The following is a 21,594-nucleotide window of genomic DNA, read 5'->3' as shown; positions in this document are numbered from 1 at the left end:
ACCCGCCCTCACCGGACAGCGAGGCGCCGATATCGGCGACGATCACCTTGGCGCCATGCGCAGCCATCATGATCGCGATTTCCCGTCCGATCCCGCCGCCGGCGCCTGTGACGACCGCGACCTTTCCTTCCATCATGCCTGGCACGTTTGGATGCTCCTGTGGGTTTCGATACCGGCGGGTAGCACAGGCCGATGGAGGCGGAAAGCGGCCGCGACGCAGCGCGCCGGCACGGGCAACACCCGCGCGGCAAGGCACGCACGGCAGAGGCACGCACGGCAGAGCGGCCATGCGGCCGCCCTGCCCGGATCCGCCTAGGTCGAGTAATCCGAGAACGCCACCCCGGCGAACCGCGCCCGGTAATCCGTGCGCACGTTCACCAGCGCGACGCGACCCTTGTCGACCTCGGCCTGCGCGCGCTCCAGCGCCGGACGGATGTCCTCCACCTTGTCGACATACTCGCCATAGCCGCCCAGCGCCTCGCAGATCTTGTCGTAGCGCGTGTAGCCAAGATCGCGGCCCGGCTTCTCCCGCTTCGGGTCGCCGGTCCAGCCGCCGTTCAGGCTGATCACCACCAGCAGCGGGATCTTGTGCCGGATCGCCGTGTCCAGCTCCATCGCGTTCAGGCCCATCGAGCCGTCGCCATGCACCACGATCACCTGCTTGTCCGGGCAGGCCACCTTGGCGCCGACGCCGAACGGCATGCCGACGCCCATCGTGCCAAACGGTCCGGAGTTCAAGCGATGGCCCGGCGCGAAGGTCGGCATCGTCTGCCGGCCGTAATTCAGCGTCTCCTGCCCGTCCACGCACAGGATCGCGTCGCGCTTCATGAAGTCGCGCACCGCTTCCAGCATGCGGACCGGATGGATGTCGCCATCCTCCTGCAACTGGTTGGCGCCCGGCGCGGACCGCTTCGCCGCCTCACCGTCCGCGAGCTGCTTGCGCCAGGCGGCGTATTTGTCAGGGGTGATGCGCCCCTTGATCGCCTGCAGCAACTGCCCCAGCACCGCCTTGCAGTCGCCGACCACCGGAATGTCGACGTAGCGCGCGGCGGTGGAGATCTCCACCGGATCGATATCGATACGGGCGATCTTCGCGTTGGGCCCGAAACGAGGCGGCGAGGCATGGCCGATGATGTAGTTCATCCGCGTGCCCAGCACGACGATCAGGTCGGCGTCGCGGAACGCGCCGGACCGCATCGTCAGATAGGAGTATGGATGATCGTCAGGTACCACGCCGCGACCCTGTGGAGTGGTGTAGAACGGGATGCCGGCCGCCTCGACGAAAGCCTGCATCTCCTCCCACGCACGCGACCAGATCACGCCGGACCCCGACACGATCAGCGGCTTCTGCGCCTCGGCCAGAGCTGAGACCAGGGCGTCGATCTGGCGCGGATCGCCCAGCGGGCGGCTGTCCATGATCGGCCGGCCGGCATAGGACCAGTCGACCAGGTTCTCATCGATCTTCTGGTACAGCATGTCGCCGGGGCAATCGAGGTAGACCGGCCCCGGCTTGCCGCTGATGGCGCGTTGCAGCGCGAAATTGATCTGCTGCGGGATGCGCTTCAGGTTGATCAGCCGGTCGACGTGCTTGCAGCAGCCGCGCATCAGCTCCACCTGGTCGATTTCCTGGAACACCTGCCGGCCGAACTGGCTCAGCGGGCTGGATCCGCCCAGCGCCACCACCGGGCAGCAATCGATCAGCGCGTTGGCCATGCCGGTGATCAGGTTGGTGACGCCGGGGCCGGAGGCGGCCATGCACACCGACGGCACCTGTTTCAGCCGGCTATACGCCTGGCAGGCGAAGGCCGCGGCCTGTTCGTGCCGGACGTCGATCATCCGGATGCCTTCTTTGACGCAGGTGGCTTCCGCCAGCAGCATCGGGCCGCCCATGATGAAGAACAGATCCTTCACGCCTTCCTTCTGCAGGCATCGCGCGATGATTTCTGAGCCGGTGATTTCCGCCATTTGGTTCGTCTCCTCTGCGTCTCGCGGAATCGAGCGTAGCGCATTCCTGGCCGCTGTCGAATCGGCTCGGGCGTGGCCCGCTGCCGCTCGCCGACCGCCGTGTGACCCTGGCGCCAGGCGTCGGACGGGCGCATATGAGCCGCCGGCACACCCACGCCGCACCCTTCAGGAGAGCGCATGACACGCTGGCTGCTGCTGATCGCCTGGCTGATGACAGCGGCGCCGTGGCTGGCCCAGCCCGCTGTGGCGCTGGAGAGTGCCGCCGTCCGCAGTCCGCGCGCCGTCGCCACCCTGGTCACCGACACGGATGCCATCCAGCCGGATGTGCCGTTCCGCGCGGCGCTGCGCCTGCGCCTGGCCGATGGCTGGCACACCTACTGGCAGAACCCCGGTGACGCCGGCGTCGCGCCGGACCTGACGGTCGCGCCGCCGGCCACTGCCTCGGCGATCGACTGGCCCACGCCGCATCGGGTGCAGGAAGGGCCGCTGATGACCTACGCCTATACCGGTGAGGTCCTGCTGCCGGTCACCGTCCGTATGCAGCCGGGCGATCTGCGCGCCCATGCGGAATGGCTGGTCTGCAAGGACATCTGCGTTCCGGAATCCGGCGATTTCACCCTGACCCTGGCGAAGGGGGCACCGGCCCCGTCGGCGCAGGCCCCGCTGTTCGCGGCACATGACCGGGCGGTGCCGCGCCCGTCCCCGTGGAAGGCCAGCATCGCGCCGGATGGCACGCTGTTCGTCCAGGGCCCCGAATTGACCGCCCGCACCGTGACCGATGCCTGGTTCGTCCCCGATCAGCCGGGCCGCATCCAGGATGACGCCGCACAGCCGCTGTCGGTACGCGACGGCGGCTTTACGCTGGCCTTGAAACTGGCCCCGAAGGCGCCGGTGGATGCGCCACTGGCGGGTGTCCTGTCGGTGCGCGACCGCTCCGGCCAGCAGGCGGATGTGACGATCACCGCACAGCCGGGCGCCGCGCCGACACCGGCCATGCCGCGACTGCCGCGGGTGCTGGCCTTCGCCTTCCTGGGCGGGCTGATCCTGAACCTGATGCCCTGCGTGTTCCCCATCCTGGCCATGAAAGCGGTGTCGCTGTCGCGCGGGGCATCGCACGCGGCCGCTCACCGTCGTCATATGCACGCCCTCGCCTATGCCGGCGGGGTGCTGGCGATGTTCGTCGGCCTGGCGCTCGTCCTGCTCGCGGCGCGCTCTGCCGGGTCCGCCGCCGGATGGGGATTCCAGTTCGCCTCGCCGGTCTTCGTCGCCGTCATGGCGTGGCTGCTGCTGGCCGTCGGGCTGAACCTGTCCGGCGTGTTCCAGGTGGGTGCCGGCCTGGCCGGCACCGGCCAGTCGCTGACCCACCGCCACGACCTGCTGGGCAGCTTCTTCACCGGGCTGCTGGCGGTGCTGGTCGCCACACCGTGCACCGCCCCCTTCATGGGCGTCGCGGTTGCCGCCGGCCTCGCCGCGCCGGCCCTGGTGACGGTGCTGGTCTTCGCCGTCATGGGCGCCGGCCTCGCCGCCCCCTACGTCCTGCTCGCCACGCTGCCTGCCGCCGCGCGCCTGATCCCCCGGCCCGGCCGCTGGATGGACACCCTGAAGCAGGTGCTGGCTTTCCCGATGTATGGCGCCGCCGCCTGGCTGCTATGGGTGGTCAGCCAGGAAGCCGGATCGGCCGGCGTGCTGGTCACCGCCGCTGGCGCCGTGCTGATCGGCTTTGCCGCCTGGGCGTTCGGCCTGGCGCAGGAGGCGTCTTTCCATGCCGGCCGCGCCTGGACACGGCGGATCGGCCGCGGCGTGGCGGTGATCGCCTTGCTGGCCGCCGCCCTGTCGCTGCCGGCCATCGGCACCGGCGTCGCGGAGCCGTCATCGGTTACCGGCGTCAAAACCGCCGAGGCCTTCTCGGCCGACCGGCTGGCCGCGCTGCGCACCGAGGGGCGCCCGGTCTTCGTCGACGTGACGGCGGCCTGGTGCGTGACTTGCCTGGTTAACGAACGGGTTGCGATCGACACCACGGCGGTGCGGCAAGCCTTCACCGAGGCCGGCGTCGTCTTGATGCGCGGCGACTGGACCCGGCAGGACCCTGCCATCACCGCCTATCTGCGGCAGAATGGGCGCGATGGCGTGCCGCTTTACGTCTTCTACCCCGCGGGCGGCGGCCAGCCGATCCTGCTGCCGCAGATCTTGACGGAGAACGAGGTGTTGCGGGTCCTGCGGACAAGCTGAAAGCGCCGGGATTTCCGGTTCGCATTAACCTTTCGTTCACCGTTTGGCGGCATCCTGGCACCCGAATAATCGCGGGAGATGTCTCAGAATGCCGGCAACCCTCACGCAGCGCGACGTCGCCCGCCTGCTGGCGGAGCCTTCGCCCGATATGCGCGCGGAAATCGCCAGGAAGGTTTCGGCGACCCTGATCGCACCGGATATCCCGCCGGATGAGATCGCTCTTGCCCAGGACATAGTCCGCATCCTGGCGCGCGATGTGCAGGAACGCGTGCGCGCCGCGGTGGCCGCGAATCTGCGGCACGCCCGCGCCCTGCCGCGCGATGTGGCGCTGACCCTGGCGCATGACGTCGACACGGTGGCGCTGCCGATCCTGTCCGATTCGATCGTGCTGACCGAGGATGATCTGCGGCAGATCATCCGGCTGGGCTCCACCACCAAGCAGAAGGCGATCGCCGGGCGCGGCGACCTGACCGAGGCCGTGTCGCATGCTTTGATCACCGAGGCCAACGCGCCGGCCGTCATGGCGCTGATGGCCAACCGGACGGCCCAGGTGGCGGAGCACAGCCTGGATCACGCGGTCACCCGTTTCGCCGAGGACGATCAGGTGAAGCGGGCGATGGTGAACCGTCACGCGCTGCCCCTGTCGGTGTCGGAGCGTCTCGTTCACATGGTCTCGCATGAGTTGCAGGTCCGGCTGGTACGGCGCCACGCGCTGCCGCCGGCCATCGCCGCGGACATCGTGCTGAACGCGCGCGAGCAGGAGATGATCCGTCTCAGCATGGGCGCCAGCGACGTCGCGCTGCGCCGCATGGTGGCGCAGATGCACCAGAACGGCCGCCTGACGCCGGGCCTGATCCTGCGGGCGCTGTGTACGGGCGATATCGCGTTTTTCGAGGCGTCGATGGCGGTGCGCGGCAACGTGCCGATCAGCAATGCCCAGGTGTTGATCCATGACCGCAGCCGGCGCGGGCTGGCCGCCCTCTACGCCAAGGCCGGCATGCCGGACGCGCTGTACGCCGTGGTGCGAACCGCCGTCGAGGTGGTGGAGGAAACCGGCTTCGACGGCAACCCGCACGACCTGGAGCGCTTCCGCGCTCGGGTGATCAGCCGGGTGCTGACCACTGTCGACCACCTGGAGCCCGCCGATGCCGACTACCTCATCGCCAAGCTGGGGTCCGTCCTGCTGCACGCGCCGATCGTGGAGACGGCGGCATAGAGCGCGATCGTCTGAAGCCGGCGGTCACAAGGCGTGACCCGCGCTCCTGAATCAAAGCGTTGATAGGGCATGACAGGGTCAATCCGGCCCAGTCATGCCCTATGCGCCGGAGCCTCTCCGATGGGCGCGCTATCGATGGGGCCGCTACCGATGGGGTTGCGCCGCCGCGACCGCTTGCTGGCGAAACAATGAATCCGCCGTTTTCTTCTGTGTGTCCGACAGACCGTCATAGAGCTTCTCGAACGCCGCCGTCAGCCGGTCGAGATTCGCGGCATAATCGCGCGCGATCTCGGCGTAGGAGCGCATGTTGTCCACCGCGTTCATGGTGGTGACCGAGCTGGCCCTGTGCTGGAAAAGCTGGTCCGTCGATGCCGCGTTGTCGCGCATCGCCTGCGCGAAGGCATCCCAGGCCGGCGTCTGCTCCGTCGTGATCGCGAGCTGGGTCTTGAGCGCCTGGATGCGCTGTTCCGTCGCCTTCTGTGTTGCGGCCGACCGCGTCCCCGCGTTCGGCTGTGTCGAGGCTGGCGGCAGGGCTGACGGCGACGCGGGCGTGGCCGGCGCGGACGGCGTCTGAGCCCTCGCGATCGGGCTGGTCAGAGGCGCCAACAGCGCGGTGCCTAAAAGAAATGACCTGTTGATGTTCATCCTGATCCTCATCGGCCGACTCAATGCCAATGGCCCCGGCCACCGCCGCGGCCCCAGCCGCCCGGGCCGCCCGCGTAGGCCCGGCGGCCACCTTCCCACGGGCCACCCCGCCCAGGGCCACCCCCAGGGCCACCCCAACCAGAATGGCCCCACCCAGGACCACTCCACCGAGGGCCGCCCCACCCAGAGCCGCCCCACCAGGCACGTCTCGGCCCCCAGGCCCCACGCGGGTCGCCCCGCCACCCGCCGCCGTAGACGGCGCGATAGGCGGGTCCCGCGTGAACGAAGCCCGCCGCGACGAAGCCGCCGCCAATGAAGCCGGCGTGCCACCAGTATGGCTCGATCGCGGCGAACGCCAGCACTGGTGGCGCGATCACCAGCCCGAAGGCGGGCGGCGCGAAGATCACCGGCGGCGGCGCGGCGGCGGCGACGATCACGGGCGGCGGCAGCACGACGATGGGTGGCGGACTCGCCGCCCCGATCAAGGGGCCCGGTGCCACCGGCACCGGCGGGACAGGTGCCAGCGGGACAGGTGCCGGGGCGGCGGCCACTGGCGGTGGCGCGGCGACGGCGATTGGCGCGGGCGGCGCGATCATCGGCACGGCCAGTACCACCGGTGGCGGCGCGATGTACAGGGGCGGCGGCACCACGATCAGCGGCGGCGCAAGGATGAATCCGATAGTGAACAGCGGCGGCGCCCAGGCCCAGGCACCACCCCAGCCGAACCCGGCGCCTCGCCAGCCCCAGGCTGCCCGCCAGTCCCAGCCTGCATGCCAGCCCCAGCCGCCGGGCCGCGGCCCTTCCCAACGGCCACCCCCTCCGGGGTCGGCCGGCCGGCCGGCCACGGCGCGCGCGCCAACCCAGGCGCCACCGCCACCATGCGGTCCGCCCCCGCCGCGTCCTTGCCAACCGCCATGCCAGTGACCGCGGGGATCGCCGCCGCCATAGCCATGCGCCACCGCGCGCTCGCCCCAGCCATGGCCCCCCTCTGTCCCTCGCCAGCCGCCTCCTGGGTAGAAACCGCCATGGCCGCCACGGCCGCCCCAGCCGCCGGGTCCGCCGCCGTGGCCCTCGCCGGGATGGCCGCCGCCATGACCCCAGCCCTGGCCATACGCGGTTACCGGACCGGCAAAACCTAGGGCCAGGATGAACGCGGCCGACGCGAGCCCGAACGACAGCCTGGGAAGACATCCCCGTGCGAGTCGTCCCCATGGGCGCCATGACGGGCGCCATAACGGGTGCCATGATGGGCGCCGCCCGCGTGGCCGCCATGATGAGCGCCATATCCTCAACCCGCCCCCGCGACTCATCGGCGCCGGCCTCCGTCATTTCCTGCTGGTTTGGCTTTGCCCGAAAAAGCGGCGGCAACAAGGCAGGCGCGTGACCGTTCGTGTCCGCTCACGCGGACATGATCAAGAAATCGCGGCGAGTTGCTGTCCGCCCGATGAATGCCCCCCGGGGGAATGCCCCCGATGAATGCCCTCGATGAATGCCCTCGGGGGAATGCCCTCCGGTCAATAGACTCCGTAATAGGACCGATACTGCGGGTAGTATGGATAGTAAGGATAATAAGTGGTGCCGGGCGCGTACGCATAATACGCCGGGTAGGCGCCATAACCGGGATAGGCGTAGTAACCGTCGCGCGGTCCCGGCGTCGGTGGAGAAGCCGCGTATTGTCTGTGACGCGCTGCCGCCAGCCGCTTGGTCTTTTGGGATGGGGCCGGGACGACATGCGCGGTGCGCGCCACGACATGGCTTGCGGACGCGGCCGGACGGGGCAGCGGCGGGAGCGGCCTTGGTGATGCGGCGGCGGTTCGCGCCGGCGGCGCCACCGCGTCCCACGGCGCGGAGTCTGGGGTCGGGGCCGGCATCGGGGTCGCCAGGGCGGTCGCGGCCGGAGAAGCCGGCGAAGTGGCGGCCGCGATCGGCGGAGCCGGCCGTGCGGCGCGTTGCCCATGCAACTGCCGCAGCCCGTGATAAGTACCCGCGCCCGCGGCGCCGACGACCAGCAGCGCACCGAGATGCCACAACAGAACCGTGCGTATCCTCACGCGCAATGCCCTCCGCTCGGCTTCGATTCGGCGACCCGACACACCCGAGGCTACGCGAGACCTGGCGGGTTCGCCAGCGGGTTCGCCAGCGATCATCGGCGCCGCGATCATCGGGGCGGGATCGCTGGCAGGCTCCCTGGCAGGATCCTCGGCGGCACCCCCTTTGTGTGAAGACGTTCCCGATCAGCAGAGTTCCGACGGCGCGTCGGCCAGTGCCGAGCCCTTCTGGTAAGGAGACCGACCGCTATAGAGACCACATCGTGAACAGACGCCTGCCGGCGCAGGCATGGGTGCACGAAATCTGCCACGCGCAGAGCACGTTTTCCGTGCGCGTTTCCGGTTTGTCCCAATGCCATAGGCCCGAGGGCAATCAAAAAATGCCAGGTTTTCTAAAGCATGACAGAGTCATGTCCCCTCCCATGCTTCGTCAACTCTTTGATTCAAGAGCGCGATTCACGCTCTCTAACCGTTGGCTTCAGGCGATCGCGCTCCAAGGGCTTGATGGTGCTGCTGGACAGGATTGAACTGTCGACCTCTCCCTTACCAAGGGAGTGCTCTACCACTGAGCTACAGCAGCGATACCGGGGCCGCTCCTCTATGGCTTCCCGTCCCGGCGGTCAACCCCAATCCGCCCCCTCTCGCAGTCCCTATTGCGGCCCCAGATAACGCGTCAGAACCTCCCGCCACCAGTCGGTCCGCAGGTCGTCGACCATCGCCAGGTCGATCTCGGTCCGCAGGTCGCTGCGCGGCGCCACCGCGATCGCGTAGTTCTGCCGGTCGAACACGACCGGCAGAACCATCACGCCCTGCACGTCCTGCTGTTTCACCGCATATTCCAGCAGCGGCTTGTCGTAGACGAACGCGTCCAGACGGCCGCCCGCCAGCGCCTGCAGCCCGTCCGCCGCCGTCACGAACGCCTTGGGATCGACGCGCTGCGAGGCCAGGTAGCTCAGGGCCGAGGTATTGGCCACCGTGCCGGTGCGCACCTGGATCAGGTCGAACTCCGACCGGACCCGCCCGGTCAGGTTCTTCGTCGTCAACTGCGCGGTGATCCCGGCGGTGAAGCTGGCGATCAGGATGACCGAGGCGACCATCCATAGCGTCGCCACCACCCGTCCCCATAGCGTCGCCGGCGCCTTGTCCTGCGGCGCGGCGTACATCATCGCCGAGGCCGCCCACCACAGCCCCGTCCCCAGACCACGCGAACCGTTTCGGTATTGCTCCGTGTGCCGCCGCTCCAGCAGCCAGATCAGGCTGCCGACGATCATGGCGGTGCCGACAAGGATGCCCAACACCTGGACGAACCGCATCGAGATGAAGCCACGCACGATCGGCATCCACTCCAGCTCACGCTGCTGCGGCACGGCGATCCCCAGGCCCGTGCTGAAAAACGGTTGCGAGAAATCCACCTGGCGCTCGCGCTCCCCGGTCACCGTGATGGCCGAGACCGCGGCGTCGGCCTGGCCGCTGGCGGTTGCGTCCAGCATTGCCGGCACCGTGTCGTATTCGCGGAATGTCGTCTGCCAATGCCGCTTGGCGGCGATGTGGCGCCAGAGCTCGATGCTGATGCCGGTCCAGGCGCCGTTCTCTCCCTTCATGGCAAAAGGGGGCGCCACCTTCGTCGCCACCACCAGCGTCCGTGGCGGAGGCGACTCCGGCGCTTGTGCTCGTCCGCCCCAGGGCATGAACAGAACCAGAGGAATGGCCGCGACGACGGATCGGATCAACGCGGTGCGGCTCATGCGGTGACTCACTGCAGCTCGGAGGAGCGCTGCGTAGCCGCCCCAGGGTGGGGCAGCAAGCAGGAGCGGCGGCGGCTGGCGCGCGCTCCGGTCCTACCAGCCACGCCCTGCCGGCATTCGTCCGGCCGGTCCCGTCCCGCCCACCAGCACGATGCCTGGGATGTGCGCCTGATCGGCCGGGCTCAGCCACGCCATTCTGCCGGGTGGCGTCGCCATCACCCTGTCGATGACCGGTTGCGGCGCCCCTTTCTGCCCGCAGCGCCCTGGCCAGCGACCAGGAGGCGGCGGACGTCGAGGCGGTTTCCACGCCGGCCCGCGTGGCGGTGCGATGCGGGCCGATCAGGGCATGCGGCCAGAGGATCCGCGGCCAGAGGATCCACAGCCAGAGGATCCGGGGCGACCCCGCGAAAAACACCACCGCGCAGGCCGGGTGCGCAATCGAACCGGGCCCAACCGCGGTATCCAGATGGCCATAAGGGCGACGACCAGAAGGCGGGCAGCGACGGTCGCAGGGCCGATGGCCGCGACCGCCGGTCGGCGGTTCAGTTCTGCATCCCCCAGCGGCGGACGGTCCGGTTCTCCAGCGTGCGGAAGATCACGTTCTCCACCAGCAGGCCGATCATGATGATGGTGAGCAGGCCGGCAAAGACTTCCGGAATATCGAGTTGGTTCTTGCTCTCAAAGATGTACCAGCCAAGCCCTCCCTTGCCGGAGGCGACACCGAAGACCAGTTCCGCCGCGATCAAGGTGCGCCAGGCAAAAGCCCAACCGATCTTCAGCCCGGCCAGGATGGACGGAAAGGCCGCCGGGATTAGGATGCGGAACACGAGGCCCAGGCCGGACAGGCCATAATTGCGTCCGACCATGCGCAGCGTGTTGGACACACCGCGGAAGCCGGCATGGGTATTCAGCGCGACCGCCCACAAGACGGAATGCACCAGCACGAACACGAGGCTGCCGATGCCCAGCCCGAACCAGATCAGCGCCAGCGGCAGCAGCGCGATCGCCGGCAGCGGGTTCAGCATCGCCGTCATGGTTTCCAGGAAATCCGTGCCGATGCGGGTGGTGATCGCCGCGATCGTCAGAATTGCCGCCAGCACCACGCCGGTCGAGAAACCCAGCGCCAGGACCTGCAGCGAGGTCCAGACGCGGGCGGGCAGGACGCCCGAGGTCATGCCGCCCCACCAGGCCGTCATCGTTTCGGAAAATGTCGGCACCAGCAGCGGGTTGTCCAGATGGCGGGCGTAGGCTTCCCAGGCCACGATCAGCACCAGGATGATGAACGACTTGCGAAGCCAGACCTGGTTGTAGAGCCGCTCGAACGGCGTCAAAGGCTTCTCGATGATGCCGAAATCCTGGCCACCCCGCGTGCGGTTCAGGATCTCGGGGCGGCTGGTCGCGTCGGACATGGCATCAGACATGGGCCACCTCAGACATGGGCCACCTCGCCCTGTTCCTCTTCCTCGACGCGATCCGAGAACAGCATGTCGTGGATGCGCGCCTCCAGCCTGGCCGTGGTTTCCGGGTCGGTGCCACGCGGCACGCTGTTCAGCTCCGCCTTCACTTGCCCGGGATGCGGCGACAGCAGCAGGATGCGGTTGCCGATCTTGACCGCCTCGGGGATCGAGTGGGTGACGAACAGCACGGTGAACCGCGTATCCTCCCATAGCGCCAGCAGCTCGTCCTGCATGCGCTGGCGGGTCAGCGCGTCGAGCGCGGCGAATGGCTCGTCCATCAGCAGGATGTCCGGTTCCATCGCCATGCCGCGGGCAATGGCGACGCGTTGCTTCATGCCGCCCGACAGGGTGTGGGGATAGGCGTCGGCGAAGCGGGTGAGATTCACCCTTTCAATGTAGTGCATTGCCTTGTCGTCGGCCGCCTTGCCGCGCAGCTTGCCCGAGGTCCGTAGCGCGAAGGAGACGTTCTGGCGCACGGTCTTCCACGGCAGCAGCTGATCGAACTCCTGGAACACCATCATGCGATCAGGCCCCGGCCGCGTGACCCGATGGCCCTTCAGGCGGATTTCGCCCTCCACGGGGGCCATGTAGCCGCCGACCGCCTTCAGCAGCGTCGACTTGCCGCAGCCCGACGGGCCAAGCAGCACGAACCGGTCGGATTCCAGGACGCTGAAGTCGACGCGATAGGTCGCGGTGACCAGATGGCCCCGTGTCTTGTACCGCAGGGTGACGCCGCGGACGTCCAGCAAGGGCTGGGATTGCGTCATATCAAGCATGGGTTTCCCGGACGCTGTCTGATGCGTGTTGGCGGCCGTCATACAGGGTTGCCCCGGATTGCGAAATGCCGTCTCTCCGTCCGGACTGGCCAACGCCGCCGCGACGGCAGCGATACACGCACAGGCTTCCCTGGTCGCGGCGGCGACGTCCGCCGCCACCGGCTGGATGCCCCTCACCGACGCATGTCGGCATCGGCGTGCATACGCGCTTGGGGCGGGATGCTCACCCGGCCCGACGGGCGCCCCGGCCCGGCGCAAAGCGGCCCGCGCATCTTGAGCCGCGGCCCGCTTCGTCCCACAGTCGCCGGCGGAGGAGACCGAACCATGTCCGATATCCGCGCCGTCCTGCGCAATCATATGAAGGAGAAGCTGGCCGCCGGCCAAGTCGTGGCCTCGATGACCGTGCGCCTGTCGCGTTCGATCGAGATCGCGCAGATCGCCGCCGGCGCCGGGTTCGACACGCTGTATGTCGATCTGGAGCATAATACGCTGTCGATCGACACATGCTGCCAGATCTGCATCAGCGCCCAGCAGATCGGAATCACGCCGCTGGTGCGCGTCCCGGCCAACACGCCCGACTATATCTGCCGCGTGCTGGATGGCGGGGCGATGGGCGTGATCACCCCGCATGTCCGGTCGGCCGCTGAGGCGCGCGCCATGGTGGAACTGGTCAAATTCCCGCCGCTGGGCCAGCGTTCGGCCGGCGGACCGCTGTCGCAATACGGCTACCGCAGCTTTCCCATGAAAGAGACCTATGCCGCGATGAATGATGCCACGTCGCTGGTGGTGATGCTGGAGACCGCGGCCGCGCTGGAGAATGTGGAGGCGATCATCGCCACCGAGGGCGTCGACATGCTGCTGGTCGGCAGCAACGATCTGTGCGCGGAGCTGGGCATCACCGGGCAATACGACCACCCGAAGCTGCGCGACGCCTTCGCCCGCTGCATCCAGGCGGCCAGCAAGGCCGGCAAACATGTTGGCGTCGGCGGACTGGCATCGCGCGACGATCTGATGACGCAGTTCGTGCGGATGGGCGCGCGCTACGTGTCCACCGGCACCGACCTGTCGTTCCTGATCGGTGCCTGCGCGCAACGCGCTTCGTTCGTGAAGGGGATCGGACTCGGGTAGCGGACGCCGGCACGGGCGCCGGCTTCAGGCGATCGCGCTCTATAGCCGCCGCAGCGTCCGATGCTGGCGCACGCAGGCGGTGATCAGCGTCTCGATCGACCCGAATACCTGCGCGCCGGCCTTGGTCAACTGGCGCGTCTTCGATGCCAGCGTGCCGCTTTCACCATGCACCAGCGCGCCGGCATGGCCCATGGATACGCCCTCCTTCGCCTCCCGCCCCGCGATCAGGGCATAGAGCGGCTTCCAGCAGCCCAGCCGCGCGAAGGCCGCGGCGCACTCTTCCTCCTCCGACCCGCCGACCTCGCCTACCAGGATGATGCCCTTGGTGCGCGGGTCGTCCAGGAACACCGGCAGCAGATCGGCGAAGCGCAGCCCCTTCACCGGATCGCCGCCGACGCCGACCCAGATGCTCTGGCCCAGACCTTCGCGGACCAGCCGGTACCCGACCTCATAGGACAGCGTGCCGCTCTTTGACATGATCGCCAGCGGACCCGGATGCAGGCACACATCCGGCAGGAAGCCCAGCTTGCACTCCCCCGGCACCGCCAGCCCCGGCGTCGAGGCCCCGACCCAGCGCGCGCCCGCCCGCCGCACCGCTCGGCCGATGCGGATCGCGTCATGCAGCGGCACGCCTTCCGCTACCGTCACGATCAGCTTGATGCCGGCGGCCAGCGCCTCCTGCACCGCCGCCAATGTCTCGCCGGGCGGCGCCATCACCACCGAGGCCACGGCACCGGTCGCCAGCACCGCCTCGGCGCAAGTGCCGAAGACCGGCACGCCGGCGGCTTCCGGCATGTCTGTCCGGCTGGACGTGCCACCGACGATATTGGTGCCATAGGCGCGCATCAGCGCGGCATGGCTGCGCCCCATCCGGCCGGTGATCCCCTGCACGATCACCGGCGTGGAGCGCGACAAGGTGCCGATCATAGGCCGTCCCGCACAGTCCGACCCTGCACGATCCGGTCGATCCGCTGCAGTGCCTCCTCCAGATCCTCGGTGACCAGCATCTCCGGCCGCTGCTCCCCAAGAATCCGTTTCGCCTCCGCCGCGCCGCGGCCGACCAGCCGCGCCACCACCGGCACGGTGATTCCCGGCGACCGGTCCAGCGCCGCGGCCAGCAGGCCGGCGAACTCCGCCAAATCCGTGATGCCGGCGAAGATGTTCACCAGGATCGCCTTCAGCGACGGCCGCGAGCCGATCCATTCCAGCACCCGGATCAGCCGCGCCGGGCTGCCGCGCATCTGGCCGGTACGGATATCGCAGAAGTTCAGCGGCTTCGCGCCGCGCGCCGTCAACTCATCGATCAGCATCATCGACAGGCCGGCGCCGGTGGTCACCAGACCGATCTCGCCGTCCGGATCGAGCTCGACATAGTCGAACCCCTCGGCGATCTTGCGGTTGGCATCCAGATAGGTGTCCGGCCGCGCGGCGATCAGCGCGGCGATCTCCGGCTGACGGTCCACCGCGTTCAGGTCCACAACCAGCTTGGCGTCGCCCGCCACGCAGGCGGTGTCTGAAACGAACAGCGGATTGATTTCGGCCAGCGCCAGTTCGCGTTGCAACAACAACGCCGCCAGTGCCTTGCCGACCGCGGCGATCCGAGCCCGGGCAGGTTCGGGCTCGCCGCCGATCAATTCATCCAACGCCTCGGTCACCGCACCGGCATGCGGGGCACAAAGGCGCCCTTGCGCGGCGCCGGCCGTCTCGATTTCGACGCCGCCCTGCGCCGCATAGATCACACGCAACCCGTAGCTGGCGGCGTCGACCATCACCGACAGGTACCGTTCGTCACCGCTCGCCACCTGCTCGACCAGGCAGGCATCCACAGGATGGCCCTTCAGCCTGGTGCCCAGCATGCGTCTGGTGGCGATGGACACTTCGGATTCGGTGACGCAGCGGACCACGCCGCCCGCCTTGCCGCGCCCGCCGACAGGCACTTGCGCCTTGACCATCCACGGCCCTTGACCGGGGAGGGCCGGCAGCGTGTCGCCGGTCACCAGCGCCGCCGGAGGCACCGCGATGCCTGCCGCCGCCAGCAACGCTTTCCCGTCGGCCTCGATCAGCATCATGTCAGAAGGTTCCCAGTCCCATCACCCCGTCCGCCGGATCGAACTGGCCCACGATCTTCTTGCCGATCAGGTCGCGCAACGTTTCCGCCGCGCCGCCGCCCAAGGACCCGTACCGCGCGCCGCGATACAGCCGCGACACGAGATACTCGTCAGTAAAGCCGAAACCGCCATGCAGTTGAACCGCCTCACTGGTGACGCGCAATGACATCTCATTGCAGAAGACTTTCGCCGTTGCCGCCATGAACGGGTCGGGGAACGGGTTGGCGGTCAGGCAGGCGCGGTACAGCAGGCCGCGCCCGGCCTCGATATCCTTGAACATGTCGGCCAGCTTCCAGCGCACGCCCTGGAAGTCGGCGATCGGCTTGGCGAAGACGGTGCGTTCCCGCACGTAGTTCACCGCCTCATCGAACGCACCCTCGGCCAGGCCCAGAGAGATCGACGGGTTCAGGCAACGCTGCGTGTTGAACGCCGTCAGCAGCTTTCGGAACCCGTCCTCACGGATCACCAGGTTTTCCAGCGGCAGCTCGCAGTCGTCGAACTGGATCTCGTGCAGGTTCTCCCCACCCATGGTGTGGTAGGTGCCGGTGACGGAGAAGCCCTTGGTGTCGGGTTCCAGCAGTGCGCAGCCGATACCCTCCCGCCCCGGCTTGCCGTCCACCCGGGTGAACACGATGAACATCCCTGCCTCGGGGGCGCGGCTGATCAGCGTCTTGGTGCCCTTCAGGATCACGCGGTCGCTCATGACCCGGCAGTTGGTGCGATAATTCGCCACGTCGGTGCCGGCATGCGGCTCCGTCATGCAGACCGCCAGCATGCAGTCGCCGCTGACCACACGCGGCAGGATACGGTCCCTGATCGACTGCGGCGCGTAGCGGGAGATCACGCGCACCTGCACGCCCGTCTCTCCCATCACCGCCATCGCGGTCACGTAATCGACCTTGGCGATCTCCTCCAGGATCAGCGCGGTGTCCAGGATCGACATGTTCAGCCCGCCGTACTCTTCCGGCACGGCCATGCCCAGGACGCCCAGCTCGGCAAGCTGCTTCATGTTCTCCCACGGGAAGGTGCCGTCCATCCAGCGCATCGCCTTGGCGCGGAACTGGGTCTGCGCCAGCGAGCGGACCGAATCGATCATCTCCCGCTGTTGAGAATTGATCTGGAAATCCATGGCGTTATCCCCTGCGCGACCGATCCGGCCAAATCCCGGCCGGCTGCTCTGCCGGCAGTTTAAGCCGCCCGGCAGGGAGCGCAAATCGACGGCCCCCGCGTGACCGCCATCAGGTCAGCCGCCGACGAAACGCCGCCTCGATCTCCCCCCGCCGGATCTTGCCGGTATCGGTGCGAGGGAAGGATGGCAGCGGCAACAGGGCGAACGACTGGACATAGCGCTGCACGATCGGGCCCACAGCCGCTCGTAGACCATCCATCGAGACATCGGCACCGACCTCGGCGGCAACCAGCAGCGTGTCATCGCCCGTCGGACCCGCGATCGAGATCAGGGCGGCATCCCGGATGTCCGGCAGTGCCTTCAGCTCATCCTCGATCGGTCCCGGCGGCACCTTGATGCCGCCCACGTTCAGCATGTCGTCCGAGCGGCCATGGACCACCAGCCGGCCGGGTGCCGGAATGAAGCCGACATCGTTGGTATGGTACCATCCGTCGACGAAGGCCGCGGCGGTCTGGACAGGGTCGTTCCAATAGCCGGTCGCCATCGTCGCGGTACGGACGCGGATCAGGCCAGTCTCGCCCATCGGCACCGCGCGGCCTTCGGCGTCGACGATACGCGCCTCGGCCCCGGGGACCAGCGTGCCGACGTCGTCGTCATCGGTGAAGCTGACCGTGTTGGTTTCGTTCGAGGAGTAGGTCACCTGGACGGTCGCGCCCAGCCTCCGTCTCAATAGCGCTCGCAGGGCGCGCGGCACGCGGGCGCCGATCATTTCGTACAGCAAGGTCGCGTCGCCGCAGGGTCGGTCGGCCTGGACCGCGATCGCCTGGGCATCCCCGACGATGGTCAGCACCCAGTTCACCGCGCCGGCCGCGAGCAAGGCTGGCAGGTCTTCCCGGTGCGCAAAGAACACGGTCCCGCCGGCCTGCAATGCCGCATAGGCACGGGTGTACACGCCCCGCACGGACAGGCTGTACAGGCACAGAAACCTGGCCTTGGCGGCGACGTCCTCGGGCACCGATGCCATGCGCTGTGCGATGATGCGCTGCTGCACGGCATAGGTGATCGGGACCGCCTTCGGCCGGCCCGTAGAACCGGAGGTGCGGGAGATGCGGACGATCCGCTCCGCGTCCGGCGGCTCCGACAGGCGGTGGTGCGAGACCGGCCCGCGGATCATGTCGGGAAAATCGTTCGGCACGATCACGGTGGCGGCCGAAGGGCGGCCAGGGCAGCCATCGGCCGCAAGCTCCGTCCCGATCAGGATCAGCCGCTCGCAGCCCGGCAGGACCGGGTCATCCTGTCCCAGATCGGGCCGAGCAAAGGCCGTGGCAGTGGCCCCAAGCACCTCGCAGGCAAGCAACAGCAGCAGGGTGGCATGGCGCCGCGACCCCATTTCCACACCGACCAGCATGCCGCGCCGGATGCCGCCGGCTTCCAGGTATCCGACCGTCCAGGCCAGCTGGTCGGCGACGGCCTGCCATGTCAACCGCCGTCCGGCTTCCACCACCGCCACGGCATGCGGCGTCCGCCGCGCATGCCACAGGATGGCGCCGGGTGTGCCGCCGTGGCGATCCGTCACCATCCGAACCGAATCAACCTGGGCACCGATAAAACAGGCTGCTTCCGCTGAATGAGCGAAAGCAGCCTGCAGAGAGCCTCAGTCTGTTGCTTGGCGCCGAGCGGGTTGTGCGGTGCGGTCTGCTCGGTTCCTTGCAACGCTAGGCTGTGCATGTGTCCATGTCAAATGTCAAATAACGTGATGAGCGGCCGGAGCGTGATCCACCACAGTCTTTCCGGGAGTGCCACCGCATTCCCGGGTGCATTCTCCGGCGCATTCCCCGATGCATTCCAGGGTGAGATCGACCCTTATGCTGCCGACGTCCTCGGATGCCCGCTTCCAGCGGCCGCACCGTAGGGCGTTTCCAGGATGGCTGGAAATGCCCCGGGCGCTGTTTCGCGAGCGGATGTCCTTTTCCTGGAGATCGCCACGATCCCGGCCAGACCGAGACCGAGCTAGCCGGCATCGATCCGGATCAATGTCGGCTCCTCCATCACGGTCGGCAGCGCGCCGATCCGATCCAGCGCCTCCCGCATCGCGCTTTCCGGTGTTTCATGCGTCACCAGCACGACCGGCACTGCCTCGCCGGGGCTGCGGCCCCGCTGCAGCATCGATTCGAGCGACACCCCCATGTCCCGCAGGATCGCGGTGACGTCGGCGATCACGCCGGGCCGGTCCACCACCATCAACCGCAGGTAATACGCCCCCACATGGGCACTGATCGGCAAGGACGGGACCCGCGACAGCGCCTCGGCCGCCGCGCCCCAGACCGGCGTGACGCGGTTACGCGCGATGTCGATCAGGTCGGCAACCACCGCGGAGGCGGTCGGCCCCTCCCCGGCGCCGCGGCCGGTCAGCATCACCCGGCCGACGAAGTCGCCCTCGGCCACCACCGCGTTGAACACGCCATCGACGGTGGCGATCGGCGCGGATCGCGGCACCATGCAAGGATGCACGCGGGTCTCGATCCCCGCCTCGGTCTGCCGGGCGATGCCCAGCAGCTTGATGCGATAGTCCAGTTCGGTGGCGAAGGCGATGTCCAGCGCCGAGACGCGGCGGATGCCCTCGACATGCACATCCTCGAACGACACCGGCCGGCCAAATGCGAGCGCCGCCAGGATCGCCAGCTTGTGCGCCGCGTCGATGCCGTCGATGTCGAAGCTCGGATCGGCCTCGGCATAGCCCAGCTTCTGGGCATCGGCGAGAACCTCGGCAAACTCCCGCCCGCGCTCCCGCATCTGGGTCAGGATGTAGTTGCAGGTGCCGTTCAGAATGCCGGCGACCGAGGTGATGCGGTTGCCCGCCAGCCCCTCCCGCAGGGCCTTGATGACCGGTATGCCTCCAGCCACCGCCGCCTCGAACGCCAGCGGCACGCCCCTGGCCTCGGCTTGCGCGGCCAGGCCGGCGCCGTGCACCGCCAGCAGCGCCTTGTTCGCCGTGACCAGCGGCTTGCCGGCCCCGATCGTCGCCTCCGCCAGGGCCCGTGCCGGCCCATCCGAGCCACCGATCAGCTCGACCACGACATCCACGGCCGGATCAGAGGCCAACGCCACCGGATCGTCGTACCAGCGCAACCCGGCCACCGGCACACCACGGTCCTTGGACCGGTCCCTGGCCGACACCGCCGTCACCGCGATCGGCCGCCCGGCCCTGGCCGATACCACCGCCGCATTATCCCGCAGCAGCTTCAGCACCCCGCCGCCAACGGTGCCAAGCCCGGCGACGGCAACCGACAGGGGGCGGCTCATGGGGCTGTTGGACCAGGAGCGCTGCCCCTGGACCCCGCAAAGGGGCCCGCCCCTTTGGATCTCCGCCCATAAATGGGTTCCAGGGGTGTGCCCTTGGCGGGGGTCCAGAGGGGAGCGCCCCCCGGTCTGACAGCCCCCATCACTTCGCCCCTGCCGGTGCCAGCGCCGGGGCGTCGGCGACGTTGGAGCCGGCCTGCAGGAAGTGGCGGATGTTGCGGATGGCCTGGCGCAGGCGGTGGGTGTTTTCCACCAGGGCGATGCGGACATAGCCCTCGCCGTGTTCGCCGAAGCCCAGGCCAGGCGCGACCGCGACCTTGGCACGTTCCAGCAGCAGCTTGCTGAATTCCACACTGCCCAGCGAGGCATATTTCGGCGGCACCGGGGCCCAGGCGAACATCGACCCTTCCGGGCTGGGCACATCCCATCCGGCCGAGGCCAGGCCCTTGATCAGCACGTCACGGCGTTCCCTGTACAGCGTCCGCATCTGCTCCACGCAGTCCTGCGGCCCGGTCAGCGCGGTTGCCGCCGCCACCTGGATCGGCGTGAACGCACCGTAATCCAGGTAGGACTTCATCCGTGTCAGCGCGTTGATCAGCCGCGGGTTGCCGGCGGCGAACCCCATCCGCCAGCCGGGCATGGAGTAGGTCTTCGACAGCGAGGTGAACTCCACCGCGATATCCTTCGCGCCGGGCACCTGCAGGATCGACGGCGGGACCTTGTCGCCGAAATAGATCTCGGCATAGGCCAGGTCGGACAGAATCCAGATCTCATGCCGGCGGGCGAAGGACACGATCTCCCGGTAGAAATCCAGGTCCGCCAGAAAGGCAGTCGGGTTGGACGGAAAGTTGACGATCAGGGCGGTGGGTTTCGGCACGGAATGCCGGACCGCGCGGTCCAGCGCCCGCAGCATCTCCTCATCCGGCGTCGCCGGGATCGAGCGGACGGCGGCGCCGGCGATGATGAAGCCGAACTGGTGGATCGGATAGGACGGGTTCGGCACCAGGATGGTGTCGCCCGGCGAGGTGATCGCCGCGGCGAGATTGGCCAGCCCCTCCTTCGAGCCAAGCGTGGCGACCACCTCCGTCTCCGGGTCCAGCCCGACATCGAAACGACGCCGGTAGTACGAGGCCAGCGCCCGCCGCAACCCAGGAATGCCCTTGCTGACCGAGTAACGGTGCGAGCGCGGGTCCTGCACCGTCTCCACCAGCTTGGCGACGATATGCATCGGCGTCGGGCTGTCCGGATTACCCATGCCTAGGTCGATGATGTCCTCTCCGGCCGTGCGGGCCTTGGCCTTGGCCGTGTTCACTTCGGCGAAGACGTAGGGCGGCAGTCGGCGGATGCGATGAAACTCGCCGGACGGTTCGGAACTCATGGACGACCTTTCGGGATTCGGTGACGGGTCATTGTAGCAGGGACAGGGACGCGCCGCGACCGCTCGCTTCCGCGCTCACACGGATTGCATTGCCCGGAACGCCGACCTCCTTCAAGGCCTCGACGATCGCCTGGGCGCGGTTCAGCCCCAGGCTGATACCCGCGGTCTGTGCAGTCGGATCGTTGGCGGCGGCCTCACCGAAGCCGGTGACCAGGATGACGCCGTTGCCGCGCTTGGCGGCGAAGGCCTTGACTTCATCGGTGGCCGGCTGGGACAGGACGGTCGTCCCCGTCGGGAAGGCGATCGTCGCGTTCTGTGCCGCGTTCTTCGGTGCCGGCATCGGCGGCGGCGTCACCACCGGCGGGGGCGGCGAGCCCGCGACCGCCGGCCGTGGCGGCGGTGCCGCCGGCAGGGCCGGCTGCGGCGCCTCGGCGGCGGGAGCCGTCGCCGGCGCGGATGCCGCGGCCGGC

Annotated in this window: 17 protein-coding genes and 1 tRNA gene; 3 read left to right on the top strand and 15 right to left on the bottom strand. The window is 68.5% G+C overall.

Annotated elements, in window-relative coordinates:
- Together VHC04_RS04260 and VHC04_RS04255 are read right to left on the bottom strand one after the other, a co-directional pair.
- On the bottom strand, positions 1–133 hold a 133-nt coding region (locus VHC04_RS04260; protein ID WP_325685084.1), incomplete at its 3' end, for an SDR family NAD(P)-dependent oxidoreductase.
- 179 nt (positions 134–312) lie between these two features.
- Positions 313–1,965, bottom strand: coding sequence for a thiamine pyrophosphate-binding protein (locus tag VHC04_RS04255; protein WP_325678311.1), 1,653 nt, complete (start codon positions 1,963–1,965; stop codon positions 313–315).
- A gap of 177 nt (positions 1,966–2,142) precedes the next feature.
- On the opposite strand from VHC04_RS04255, the gene VHC04_RS04250 reads away from it, so the two are divergent.
- Positions 2,143–4,194 carry a protein-disulfide reductase DsbD family protein gene (locus VHC04_RS04250; protein WP_325678309.1) on the top strand — a complete coding sequence of 684 codons (2,052 nt, stop codon included), beginning with the start codon at positions 2,143–2,145 and terminating at the stop codon, positions 4,192–4,194.
- 88 nt (positions 4,195–4,282) lie between these two features.
- Positions 4,283–5,410, top strand: a complete 1,128-nt coding sequence (locus VHC04_RS04245; RefSeq protein WP_325678307.1) for a DUF2336 domain-containing protein — start codon at positions 4,283–4,285, stop codon at positions 5,408–5,410.
- A gap of 144 nt (positions 5,411–5,554) precedes the next feature.
- Here VHC04_RS04245 and VHC04_RS04240 read toward each other — a convergent pair whose 3' ends face one another.
- The 6 genes from VHC04_RS04240 to VHC04_RS04215 form a co-directional block, all read right to left on the bottom strand.
- Positions 5,555–6,055, bottom strand: a complete 501-nt coding sequence (locus VHC04_RS04240; RefSeq protein ID WP_325678305.1) for a Spy/CpxP family protein refolding chaperone — start codon at positions 6,053–6,055, stop codon at positions 5,555–5,557.
- A gap of 20 nt (positions 6,056–6,075) precedes the next feature.
- The gene (locus tag VHC04_RS04235; protein WP_325678303.1) at positions 6,076–6,900 is read right to left on the bottom strand and encodes a hypothetical protein; all 825 of its coding nucleotides are present in this window, start codon (positions 6,898–6,900) and stop codon (positions 6,076–6,078) included.
- A gap of 1,708 nt (positions 6,901–8,608) precedes the next feature.
- Positions 8,609–8,683 (bottom strand) — tRNA-Thr (locus tag VHC04_RS04230).
- A 70-nt stretch (positions 8,684–8,753) separates the two neighbouring features.
- On the bottom strand, positions 8,754–9,848 hold the full coding sequence (locus VHC04_RS04225) for a transporter substrate-binding domain-containing protein (protein WP_325678301.1): 1,095 nt from the start codon (positions 9,846–9,848) through the stop codon (positions 8,754–8,756).
- A 542-nt stretch (positions 9,849–10,390) separates the two neighbouring features.
- The gene (locus tag VHC04_RS04220) at positions 10,391–11,269 is read right to left on the bottom strand and encodes an ABC transporter permease (protein WP_325678299.1); all 879 of its coding nucleotides are present in this window, start codon (positions 11,267–11,269) and stop codon (positions 10,391–10,393) included.
- A gap of 8 nt (positions 11,270–11,277) precedes the next feature.
- On the bottom strand, positions 11,278–12,072 hold the full coding sequence (locus VHC04_RS04215) for an ABC transporter ATP-binding protein (protein ID WP_325678297.1): 795 nt from the start codon (positions 12,070–12,072) through the stop codon (positions 11,278–11,280).
- A gap of 333 nt (positions 12,073–12,405) precedes the next feature.
- Here VHC04_RS04215 and VHC04_RS04210 point away from each other — a divergent pair, with 333 nt between their 5' ends.
- A complete protein-coding gene (locus VHC04_RS04210; RefSeq protein WP_325678295.1) occupies positions 12,406–13,209 on the top strand; it encodes an HpcH/HpaI aldolase family protein in 804 nt (267 codons plus the stop codon).
- Positions 13,210–13,248: 39 nt separating this feature from the next.
- On the opposite strand, the gene VHC04_RS04205 is transcribed toward VHC04_RS04210, so the two are convergent.
- The 7 genes from VHC04_RS04205 to VHC04_RS04175 all read right to left on the bottom strand — a co-directional run.
- Positions 13,249–14,136: a succinate--CoA ligase subunit alpha gene (locus tag VHC04_RS04205; protein WP_325678293.1), complete on the bottom strand. Its 888-nt coding sequence runs from the start codon at positions 14,134–14,136 to the stop codon at positions 13,249–13,251.
- Complete coding sequence (locus VHC04_RS04200) at positions 14,133–15,278, bottom strand: ATP-grasp domain-containing protein (protein WP_325678291.1); 1,146 nt, start codon at positions 15,276–15,278, stop codon at positions 14,133–14,135. Before VHC04_RS04200 ends, VHC04_RS04205 begins: the two co-directional genes overlap by 4 nt.
- A gap of 1 nt (position 15,279) precedes the next feature.
- Positions 15,280–16,446, bottom strand: coding sequence for an acyl-CoA dehydrogenase family protein (locus VHC04_RS04195; RefSeq protein WP_325678289.1), 1,167 nt, complete (start codon positions 16,444–16,446; stop codon positions 15,280–15,282).
- 109 nt (positions 16,447–16,555) lie between these two features.
- Entirely contained in the window at positions 16,556–18,025 is a 1,470-nt protein-coding gene (locus VHC04_RS04190) for a class I adenylate-forming enzyme family protein (RefSeq protein ID WP_325678287.1), read from the bottom strand.
- Positions 18,026–18,456: 431 nt separating this feature from the next.
- Positions 18,457–19,749: a homoserine dehydrogenase gene (locus VHC04_RS04185; protein ID WP_325678285.1), complete on the bottom strand. Its 1,293-nt coding sequence runs from the start codon at positions 19,747–19,749 to the stop codon at positions 18,457–18,459.
- Between the two features lie 139 nt (positions 19,750–19,888).
- Positions 19,889–21,124, bottom strand: a complete 1,236-nt coding sequence (locus VHC04_RS04180; RefSeq protein ID WP_325678283.1) for an LL-diaminopimelate aminotransferase — start codon at positions 21,122–21,124, stop codon at positions 19,889–19,891.
- A gap of 28 nt (positions 21,125–21,152) precedes the next feature.
- On the bottom strand, positions 21,153–21,594 hold a 442-nt coding region (locus VHC04_RS04175), incomplete at its 5' end, for an OmpA family protein (protein ID WP_325678281.1).

Source organism: Rhodopila sp., assembly GCF_035548095.1.
GTDB lineage: Bacteria > Pseudomonadota > Alphaproteobacteria > Acetobacterales > Acetobacteraceae > Rhodopila.
The sequence above is the reverse complement of the archived record's forward strand: the minus strand, read 5'-3'. Positions and strand labels throughout refer to the sequence as shown.

Coding starts and splice junctions, on each gene's coding strand:
- VHC04_RS04220 (WP_325678299.1), bottom strand. CDS start 11,269: ATGTCTGATGCCATGTCCGACGCGACCAGCCGCCCCGAGATCCTGAAC.
- VHC04_RS04255 (WP_325678311.1), bottom strand. CDS start 1,965: ATGGCGGAAATCACCGGCTCAGAAATCATCGCGCGATGCCTGCAGAAG.
- VHC04_RS04200 (WP_325678291.1), bottom strand. CDS start 15,278: ATGATGCTGATCGAGGCCGACGGGAAAGCGTTGCTGGCGGCGGCAGGC.
- VHC04_RS04195 (WP_325678289.1), bottom strand. CDS start 16,446: ATGGATTTCCAGATCAATTCTCAACAGCGGGAGATGATCGATTCGGTC.
- VHC04_RS04215 (WP_325678297.1), bottom strand. CDS start 12,072: ATGACGCAATCCCAGCCCTTGCTGGACGTCCGCGGCGTCACCCTGCGG.
- VHC04_RS04250 (WP_325678309.1), top strand. CDS start 2,143: ATGACACGCTGGCTGCTGCTGATCGCCTGGCTGATGACAGCGGCGCCG.
- VHC04_RS04185 (WP_325678285.1), bottom strand. CDS start 19,749: ATGAGCCGCCCCCTGTCGGTTGCCGTCGCCGGGCTTGGCACCGTTGGC.
- VHC04_RS04245 (WP_325678307.1), top strand. CDS start 4,283: ATGCCGGCAACCCTCACGCAGCGCGACGTCGCCCGCCTGCTGGCGGAG.
- VHC04_RS04180 (WP_325678283.1), bottom strand. CDS start 21,124: ATGAGTTCCGAACCGTCCGGCGAGTTTCATCGCATCCGCCGACTGCCG.
- VHC04_RS04210 (WP_325678295.1), top strand. CDS start 12,406: ATGTCCGATATCCGCGCCGTCCTGCGCAATCATATGAAGGAGAAGCTG.
- VHC04_RS04205 (WP_325678293.1), bottom strand. CDS start 14,136: ATGATCGGCACCTTGTCGCGCTCCACGCCGGTGATCGTGCAGGGGATC.
- VHC04_RS04225 (WP_325678301.1), bottom strand. CDS start 9,848: ATGAGCCGCACCGCGTTGATCCGATCCGTCGTCGCGGCCATTCCTCTG.
- VHC04_RS04240 (WP_325678305.1), bottom strand. CDS start 6,055: ATGAACATCAACAGGTCATTTCTTTTAGGCACCGCGCTGTTGGCGCCT.
- VHC04_RS04190 (WP_325678287.1), bottom strand. CDS start 18,025: ATGGTGACGGATCGCCACGGCGGCACACCCGGCGCCATCCTGTGGCAT.